At 71.6% G+C, this 8,293-nt stretch carries 8 protein-coding genes; 3 read left to right on the plus strand and 5 right to left on the minus strand.

Annotation, left to right across the window (positions count from 1 at the left end; genetic code table 11):
* Nucleotides 1-438: mannosyltransferase YkcB-related protein (locus AC08OO_RS20990; RefSeq protein WP_476618953.1), on the plus strand; the 438-nt coding region annotated here is incomplete at its 5' end.
* A gap of 199 nt (nucleotides 439-637) precedes the next feature.
* Here the strand turns inward: AC08OO_RS20990 and AC08OO_RS20995 are convergent.
* Nucleotides 638-1,684, minus strand: coding sequence for an LLM class F420-dependent oxidoreductase (locus AC08OO_RS20995; protein ID WP_023840291.1), 1,047 nt, complete (start codon nucleotides 1,682-1,684; stop codon nucleotides 638-640).
* Between the two features lie 219 nt (nucleotides 1,685-1,903).
* Nucleotides 1,904-3,175 (minus strand): XdhC family protein, encoded by a 1,272-nt coding sequence (locus tag AC08OO_RS21000; RefSeq protein WP_476618954.1) that lies wholly within the window; start codon nucleotides 3,173-3,175, stop codon nucleotides 1,904-1,906.
* Nucleotides 3,176-3,463: 288 nt separating this feature from the next.
* On the opposite strand from AC08OO_RS21000, the gene AC08OO_RS21005 reads away from it, so the two are divergent.
* Entirely contained in the window at nucleotides 3,464-3,973 is a 510-nt protein-coding gene (locus tag AC08OO_RS21005) for an ester cyclase (protein WP_476611660.1), read from the plus strand.
* 140 nt (nucleotides 3,974-4,113) lie between these two features.
* Here AC08OO_RS21005 and AC08OO_RS21010 read toward each other — a convergent pair whose 3' ends face one another.
* Nucleotides 4,114-5,058 carry a glycoside hydrolase family protein gene (locus AC08OO_RS21010; protein ID WP_476618955.1) on the minus strand — a complete coding sequence of 315 codons (945 nt, stop codon included), beginning with the start codon at nucleotides 5,056-5,058 and terminating at the stop codon, nucleotides 4,114-4,116.
* A 177-nt stretch (nucleotides 5,059-5,235) separates the two neighbouring features.
* On the opposite strand from AC08OO_RS21010, the gene AC08OO_RS21015 reads away from it, so the two are divergent.
* Nucleotides 5,236-6,171, plus strand: a complete 936-nt coding sequence (locus tag AC08OO_RS21015) for a sulfotransferase family protein (protein ID WP_476611662.1) — start codon at nucleotides 5,236-5,238, stop codon at nucleotides 6,169-6,171.
* A gap of 47 nt (nucleotides 6,172-6,218) precedes the next feature.
* Here the strand turns inward: AC08OO_RS21015 and AC08OO_RS21020 are convergent, their stop codons facing one another.
* Complete coding sequence (locus AC08OO_RS21020; protein WP_011436808.1) at nucleotides 6,219-6,611, minus strand: DUF2237 family protein; 393 nt, start codon at nucleotides 6,609-6,611, stop codon at nucleotides 6,219-6,221.
* Nucleotides 6,612-6,678: 67 nt separating this feature from the next.
* A partial coding sequence (locus AC08OO_RS21025; RefSeq protein WP_476618956.1) for a HelD family protein occupies nucleotides 6,679-8,293 on the minus strand: 1,615 nt, incomplete at its 5' end.

Genomic DNA, 8,293 nt, shown 5'->3' on the forward strand with positions numbered 1-8,293 from the left:
GGCCTGCCCTCCGGCGCTCCGGGTGGAACCCCACCGGGCTCGTCCAGCGGTTCCTCCGGTTCCTCCAGCGACTCGCCGGTGGCAAGGAGCACGGGGAGCACGGCTCTGGTCGCGCTGCTCAGGACGAGTACCACGACCTGGGCTGCCGCCACCACCAGCGGTGCGACCACCGCCGCCGAGCTGGAGCTCAGCAGCGGTAAGGCGGTCATCGCGATCGGCGGATGGGACGGCAGCGACCCGGCACCGACGCTGGCGCAGTTCGAGCAGTGGGTCAGCGAAGGCAAGATCCACTACTTCGTTGCCGGCGGGACCGGGATGGGCGGGGGGCGGAACTCCACCTCTGGCAACGAGATCGCAGCCTGGGTGGCGGCGCATTTCACCGCCACCACGGTCGGCGGGCAGACGGTCTACGACCTCACCACGTCCGGCATGAGCTGATCACACGATGTGCCGAGGACGGCACAAGTCGAGGACGGCACAAAGAGCAGGGCAGCATCAGGGGCAGGGCGGTTCCGCCGGGGCCGCCCCGGCTCCATTGCCGCCGCGGCTCCATTGCCGCCGCGGCTCCATTGCCGTCGCGGCTCCATTGCCGTCGCGGCTCGCCGCCCCGCACGGGTCGCCGCGGGCCGTCGGCACCTCACAGGCCGTCGGCGAGCTCGCGGATCTGCTCGATGAGACGCACCCGCTCCAGGTGCGTCGGCGCCACCGGATTGACGGCGAGCGTCGTGACCCCGGACTCCGCGAACACGGCGAGCCGTTCGGCCACCCAGCCGCGCGGGCCGATCAGGGAGAGCCTCTCCAGCAGGCCGGCCGGCACCGCGGCGGCGGCTTCCTCCTTACGACCCGCGAGGTAGAGGTCCTGGACAAGCTTCGCCTCCGCGGCGTAGCCGTAGCGGTGAGCCAGGTCGTTGTAGAAGTTGCGGCCCCGCGCGCCCATGCCCCCCATGTACAGCGCGAGCTGCGGCCGGTCGGTGTCGCGCAGCGCGGTGACGTCGTCGCCGACGGCCAGGGACGCCCCGGCCCAGACGTCCAGGGTGCCGAGCGCCGGGTCCCGCTTGGCCGTACCGGCCCGCACCGCCTCGCCCCACACCTCGTCCGCGCTGTCCGGCAGGTAGAAGGCGGGCATCCAACCCTCGGCGAGCTCGGCAGCGAGCTCGACGTTCTTCGGACCGAGCGCGGCCAGCACGATAGGGATCCGGTCCCGCACCGGTCGATTAATGATCTTCAAGGGCTTGCCGAGGCCGGTCCCCCGCCCCGCGGTGAGCGGGATGTCGTAGTGATGGCCGTGGTACTCGAGGACCTCCCGGCGCCAGACCTTCCGGCAGATCTCGATGGTCTCGCGGGTCCGGCCCAGCGGGGCATCGTAGGGGACGCCGTGGAAACCCTCGATGACCTGCGGCCCCGACGCGCCGATCCCGAGGGTGAACCGCCCGCGCGAGACGAAGTCGAGGCCCGCGGCGGTCATCGCGATGAGGCTCGGGGTGCGCGTGTAGAGCTGCATGATCCCCGAGGCGATCTCGACGCGTGACGTCCGGGCGGCGAGGAACCCCAGCTGGCTGACCGCGTCGAAGCTGTAGGCCTCGGCGACCTGGACGACCTGGAGCCCGGCCTTCTCGTAGTCGGCGAGCCCCGAGACGGTCTCCTCGAAACCTCCGCTGTACCCCAGCGACATCGCGATACGCACGTACGCCACTCCTCCGGCCGGCTCCCGCCACGGCCCCCTCGACCCTGGCGTCTCACCCCCGAGTTTGACTCCGGCCGCGACTCAGGCACCACCGACCGGGGCTGGGAGCGTTGCTTTGTTCTTTTATGGTCTTGTTTTTTATGATCTTGAGTGTGAATGCTCGTCAACACCGTTGATTATCTTGGTTTTCCCTGCCACCCGTCCGCGGCACCGCCGGGATCACCGGATTCGGCGATCACCGGATTCGGCGTGGATGCGGCCGCGGGTGGCTCGCAACGGGCGGCCACTCCCGCCCCACCGGTTCTGGATGATTTCCGCGGCGATGGAGACGGCCGTCTCCTCGGGCGTGCGCGCGCCCAGATCCAGTCCGATGGGTGAGCGCAGCCGGGCCAGGTCGGACTCGCTCACCCCGTCCTCGCGCAGCCGGCGCAGCCGGTCGGCGTGGGTGCGCCGCGACCCCATCGCCCCGACGTATCCGGCCGGGGAGCGCAGCGCCGCGCGCAGCACCGGGAGGTCGAATCTGGGGTCGTGGGTGAGGACGCAGATCACCGTGCGCGCGTCGACCTCGGTGCGGGCGAGGAACGCCGCCGGTCGCTCGCATACCACCTCGTGGGCGTCGGGGAAACGGCGAGGAGTGGCGAAGACCGGCCGCGCGTCGCACACCGTCACCCGGTAACCGAGGAAACGCCCGATGCGGACCACCGCGGCGGCGTAGTCGATCGCCCCGAAGACCAGCATCCGCGGCGGCGGCGCGAACGAACAGACGAACACCGGTACCGCGTCGGGTCGCCGCTGCCCGTGGAGACCCCCATGCCCGTGAAGACCGTAGTGACGCAGGCCGCTGAGCCCGGCCGCGAGCATGCCACGGGCGTCGTCGACCGCGGTCACCTCGCACCCGGTCACCTCGAACCCGGACGCACCGAACGAACCGGCGGTCCGCTCCGGCCACACCGCGACCTGGCTGCCCAGCCGCTCGCCACCGACCACGGTCAGCAGCGCCACCGGCTCGTCGGCGGCGATCGCCGCAAGGACCGCGTCGAGCGGCGATGGCCCCGGGTCCGACTGGCCCGGCGGGGGCGACAGATCTGACACGTCTGACACGTCTGACAGGTGCGGCAGGTGCGGCGTAACAACCAGATCGATGACGCCGCCGCAGGTGAGTCCGACGGCGGCCACGTCGTCATCGCGGATCCCATAGGTCTCGAAGGCCGGCGTCCCCGTGCGGACCACCTCGGCGGCCACCTCGTACACGGCGCCCTCCACGCAGCCGCCGGACACACTGCCGACGACCTCGCCATCGGCAGCCACAGCCATCGCCGCGCCCGGCTGGCGCGGCGCGCTGCCCCGGACATCGACGACCGTGGCCACCGCGAACGCGGTGCCCGCCGCCCGCCACCGGCGCAGGGTGCCGGCGATCTCGCGCACCACCCCCACCTCCCCCGCCGACCGGGCGAACCCGCGGGCACGCGCGCCCCCGAGCCCTGGCGTCACCCGTCACGATAGAAGCCGGCAAGGGCCGCACAGGGACCTGACAGTCTCGATCATCACCGGTGCGGGCGGCACGTTCCGCTCCAGCATGGCGGACGCCGCAACGCCGTGTCCCGATCCACCCGGCCCTGCTGGCTGCATCCCGTAACCCAAGCCGTCCCGCCACGCGTGTCCGCCTAATTACGACATCCACCGTAATTCGAAGAGCCGAACTGTTCCGCGTCCAGACCTGTCGTACGATGAATCCGCAACGAATTCTCCTTCTACGAGAAGGACCAGGAAACCGAGACCATGACCACTATTGTTACCGAGGAACGTATCTCCTGGCAGCGCGCGACCATCGAGGAGCACATCCGCCAGGAGAACGCCAAGGATTGGGAGAAGGTCTACGACACCTTCCTGCGCGACGAGCGTGCCTTCTACGACGTCGTCCCGATGAACGCCCGCTACGAAGGCATCCGCGGTGTGCAGGACTTCTACGAAATGCTCGCCCTTGCCCTACCGGACTTCGTCATCACTGTTACCGGAGAATACGACCTCCCCGGTTACTCCTGGCGAGAGGTGACCCTGGTAGGGACACATCAGGGCGAGTTCGCCGGCATTGCCCCTCGGGGTCGTCCGGTTCGTTTCGAAGGCGTTGTGCTCTACATCTTCAGCGGCCAGGAACCGGGCAAAATCATTGCCGAGCGCGCGTACTGGGACAACGACTCGATCTTCCGTCAGATGAAGGGGGAGACCGACGCTCCGCGCGGCGGCGTGGGCCTGACCGACCGCAAACCCATCCGAGCGGCCATCGCCTGACCCAAAACCCGCGGGCAGGGCACGCCCCCGTCGCGAGCGCCGCCACACCTCTCCCTGAACCCGGCCCCTCAAACGCGACCCCTCCCTAAAACCGGCAGCACCCCCGCCAGGATGCCGCCAACCAGGCAAAACGGCGGCGTTCAGGGCACCGGGGGCGGCTCAGGGGCCGGATGCAGCTCCGTGCGCAGCTCGTGGCTGCCGTCCGGCCGGGAGGCCTCGTAGTACAGCCGCCGGCCGCCGTCCGGGAGCTCGACCACGCTGACGTAGCGCAGGGCGCCGTCCCCGTCCGGACAGACCGCGACCGGCTCGGTGCCGACCGCGTGGAACCGGTCGACGGTCACCCCGACGGCGAGACCGGTGCGTTCCGCCCAGTTCTCCGCCGCGGTGGCCCGACCGTCGTACAGGGCGACCGGCTGGGAGCCGCCCGTGAGCACGGAACTGATCCGCACGCCGCGGGCGTCCCAGCAGCCGGGGCGGGGAGCCAGCGCCGTTCCAGTCCAGGTCCAGGTCACGCCGTCCGGGCTCGTGGCGTGGCGGCTGTCCATCCGGTCCGTCGCCAGCGGGTCGTCGAGCAGGTGGCAGGAGGCCCACAGATGCCACTGCCCGTCGTAATGGACCACGACCGGGTCCTTGACGGCGAGGCTGGCCGGATCGCCGGGCAGGACGGTACGGCGGCGGGCCGGGTCGAACGCCGCGGGGTCGTCGGCCTCCAGCAGGTCCACCCACCAGTGCGGGCTGCCCGCAGCCGCGCAGCTCACATAGAGCCGCCATGATCCCTGCGGGGTCACCACCAGAGCGGGCCGCTCCAGGCTCTCGGCGCCGAACGGGTCCCGGGGCACGACGGCGATCTCGGTGAAGTTCTCCCCGTCGGTGGAGCGGGCGATGACGACGCCGAAGCCCCGGCCGATCCCGACGGGACGGCGCAGCCGATAGGCCAGGTAAAACACGCCGCCCACCGCGATGGCGCACGGCGCGCCGGCCCAGTACCCCGGGCCGTCACCGGGCGGCGCGACCACGGTCACGGCGGGCCTCAGTCCGGGGAGCGGTACGGCCGTCGCCGCCAAGTGCTGTTTGCTCACTACCACGCGGCAACCCTACCGGCCGGGTAAGGATGACGAACGTTCCGTTCACGCCGTCCTGCCCTGACCGCTACCATCTTGAGGTCCCCGGTCGGATTACTGGAGTATGCGAGGTACGTACCCCGGGGCCGTCCACCGACCCCAGCCGTCCACCGACCCCAGCCGTCCAGGAGCGCCCGTTATATGGCCCTTCCCGACTTCCTCGTGATCGGGGTGCCGAAAGCCGGAACGACGGCGCTGCACGCGGCACTCGTCCGACACCCGGCGCTGTTCCTCCCGTCGGTGAAGGAGCCGAAGTTCTTCCTGTCGCAGGGGCCGCCGCCGGCCCGGGGCGGCCCCGGTGACGCCCAGACGTACCAGGAGCACGTGTGGCGGCGGGCCGACTACGAAGCGCTGTTCGATGCCGCTCCGGTGGGGACGCTCAAGGGCGAGGTCACTCCGTTCTACCTCTACGACCTGGACGCCCAGAACCGGATCAGGCGGCTCCTGCCGAAGGCGCGGATCATCGTCATGCTGCGCAACCCGGTCGACCGCGCACATTCGAACTGGACCCATCTGTGGGCGGCGGGGCTGGAGTCGGAACGTGACTTCGTCCGGGCCTGTGCTCTGGAGCGTGAGCGCCGGGACGCCGGCTGGGCCCAGTTCTGGCACTACGTCTCCCTCGGCCTGTACGGGGAGCAGCTCAGCCATCTGTTCACCCTGTTCTCCCGCGACCAGGTCCTGCTGTTGCGCTACCGGGACCTGCGCGACTCCCCCGCCGCCACGCTGGACCGGGTCTGCGAGTTCCTCGGCGTCGAGACGGGTCTGGTGGACCTGGTGCCCGCCGAGAACGTCACGCCGTTCGTCGCGGACACCCCCGTGAACAGCGTGCTGCGCGCGGCGCTACGCACCGGCGGGCGGATCGGGCACCACTTCCCGGTTCCCGCGCGCAGGACCTTCCGCGGTCCGCTGCTCACCGCGTTGCAGCGGCAGAAGGGCGGACGCCCGAAGCTCACCGCCGAGCAGCACCGCGCCGTGCTGCCGTACTTCGTCGACGACATCGCCCGCCTCGAAGAGATCACCGGCCTGTCCTACGCCGACTGGCTCACCGTGGGCCTCGAACCCGAGATCATCGACTGACGAGATCATTGACTGACAGGGCCGGCGACCGGCGGGGCCGGCCGAGGTCAGCCGAGTGATCGTGGGTCGGCGGGCACGTCGACGGCGTGGGCGCGCAGCGCCTCCAGCGGGATGACCTCCAAGGCGCGTTCGTGCGTCGAGGCCAGCACGACGGGCGCGGCGGCCCCCGCCTCGTAGGCCTGCAGCCACCGTACCGCGACCACGCACCAGCGGTCACCCGGGCGCAGGCCGGGGAAGGAGTACTCGGGTCGGGGCGTCGACAGGTCGTTGCCGACCTGCCGCTGGTGCCGTAGGAACTCGGTGGTGACCACCGCGCACACGGTATGGCTACCGAGATCCTCCGGGCCGGTGCTGCAGCACCCGTCGCGGTAGAAGCCGGTCACCGGATCGGTGCCGCAGGGCTCCAGTTCCCCACCGAGAACGTTCCGTTCATCTGCCACATCGACAGTTTCTCCCACTCGTCCGGTGGCGACACGGCAACCACCCGGATCGGGCCCGCGAGGTCGCTCACCGCAGTTGTGCGGGCAGCACGTCGGCGTGCACGACGGTGAGGGCGCTCACGGCGCGGGTGAGGACGACATAGAGCCGGCGCAACCCCTGCAACAGCCGCGCCTCACCCGCCACGATCGCGGCGGGTTCCACCACGATGACATGGTCGAACTCCAGTCCCTTGGCGAGCGAGGCGGGCACGAGGCAGGCCCGCCCGGGTGGGGTGTCCCCGTCGAGCGGGACGATCGGCATCGGCAGCCGCGCGGCGTCCAGCGCCGCCGCGAGTGCCGCCACCTCCCGGTCGGCAACGATGATCGCCAGCGAGCCGGGGTGCGGCAGGGTCCGGCGGGTGTGGTCGACCACCGCGGCGGTGAGCCCCTGCGGGGTGGTTGGGGCCGTCGTCAGCGCGCCGCGCGTGGTCCGCGCCGAGGTCGCCGGACGCAGATCCGGGGCGATGTGGCGCAGGAGCCGGTTCGCGAAGTCGAGGATCTCCGCGGGCACCCGGTAACCGCGGGTCAGCACCTCCAGGTGCGCCGTGGGTTTGCCGAGATGGGCCAGCAACGTCGGCCACGAGGTCGCGGCCCAGCCGGTGGTGCCCTGGGCGATGTCCCCGAGGACGGTGGCGGAGCCGTCCGCGCAGCGGCGGCCGAGCGCGCGGCACTGCATCGCGGAGAGGTCCTGCGCCTCGTCAATGATCACGTGCCCGAAGCCCGGTCCGCTCTCGATGCGGTCCCGGGCCTCATCGACGCAGAACGCGTCGGCGAGCGACCAGCGCGCCGTCCGGACCCCGCCCCGCGGTGCGCCGGTCAGCAGCAGGCGCTGTTCGTCGTCGGTGAGCACCCCGTCGGCCGCCGACGCCAGGAACGCCGGGTCGGTGAGCAGGCGGTGCACCAGGCCCGGCGCGTCGGCCCGCGGCCAGACCGCCTCGACGGCCTCGCTGACGGCCCGGCCGCGGGCGAGGGTGCGCAGCGCCCCGTCGGTGAAGAAGTGTCCGCTCGCCTCGGCCCGGCGACGGACAGACTCGGCGATCCGGCCGGCCAGGCGTGCCCGGGCGGTGCCGTAGCGCAACGCGCCCGCGCCCAGCTGCGCGATCAGGTCGGCGGCCAGGTCCACGAACTCGTCGGCGCCGACCGTCCACCGGCCGACCCGGGTGTCCACGGAGACCGGCCGGGTGGGCGGGCGGATCGCCCCGTGCAACGCCCGACGGATCACCGTCGCCATCCGGGCGTCGCCCTTGAGCGCGGCCACGTCGTCGGGGTCCGTGCCGCGCACGGCGACCGCGCCCACCACGTGGTCGAGGGTGCTGTGCCGCACCGTGAACTCCCCGAGGGAGGGCAGCACCGCGGCGATGTAGCCGAGGAAGGCGCGGTTGGGGCCGACGACGAGTACCCCGCAGCGCCGCAGCTGCTCACGGTGGGCGTAGAGCAGATAGGCGGCCCGGTGCAGCCCCACGGCGGTCTTTCCCGTCCCCGGGGCGCCCTGGACGCACACGCTCACGGCAAGATCCGCCCGGACGATCTCGTCCTGCTCGGGTTGGATCGTCGCGATGATGTCGCGCATCGGCCCGGTGCGGGGCCGTTCGATCTCCCGGTCCAGCAGGTCGCCGGCCGGCCCGGTCGCCTCCCCCGCCGCC

The organism is Frankia sp. CeCAU1, assembly GCF_977971845.1.

Excerpts from the sequence above, each read along its gene's own strand:
- AC08OO_RS21015 (WP_476611662.1), top strand. The coding sequence starts at position 5,236 with ATGGCCCTTCCCGACTTCCTCGTGATCGGGGTGCCGAAAGCCGGAACG.
- AC08OO_RS21005 (WP_476611660.1), top strand. The coding sequence starts at position 3,464 with ATGACCACTATTGTTACCGAGGAACGTATCTCCTGGCAGCGCGCGACC.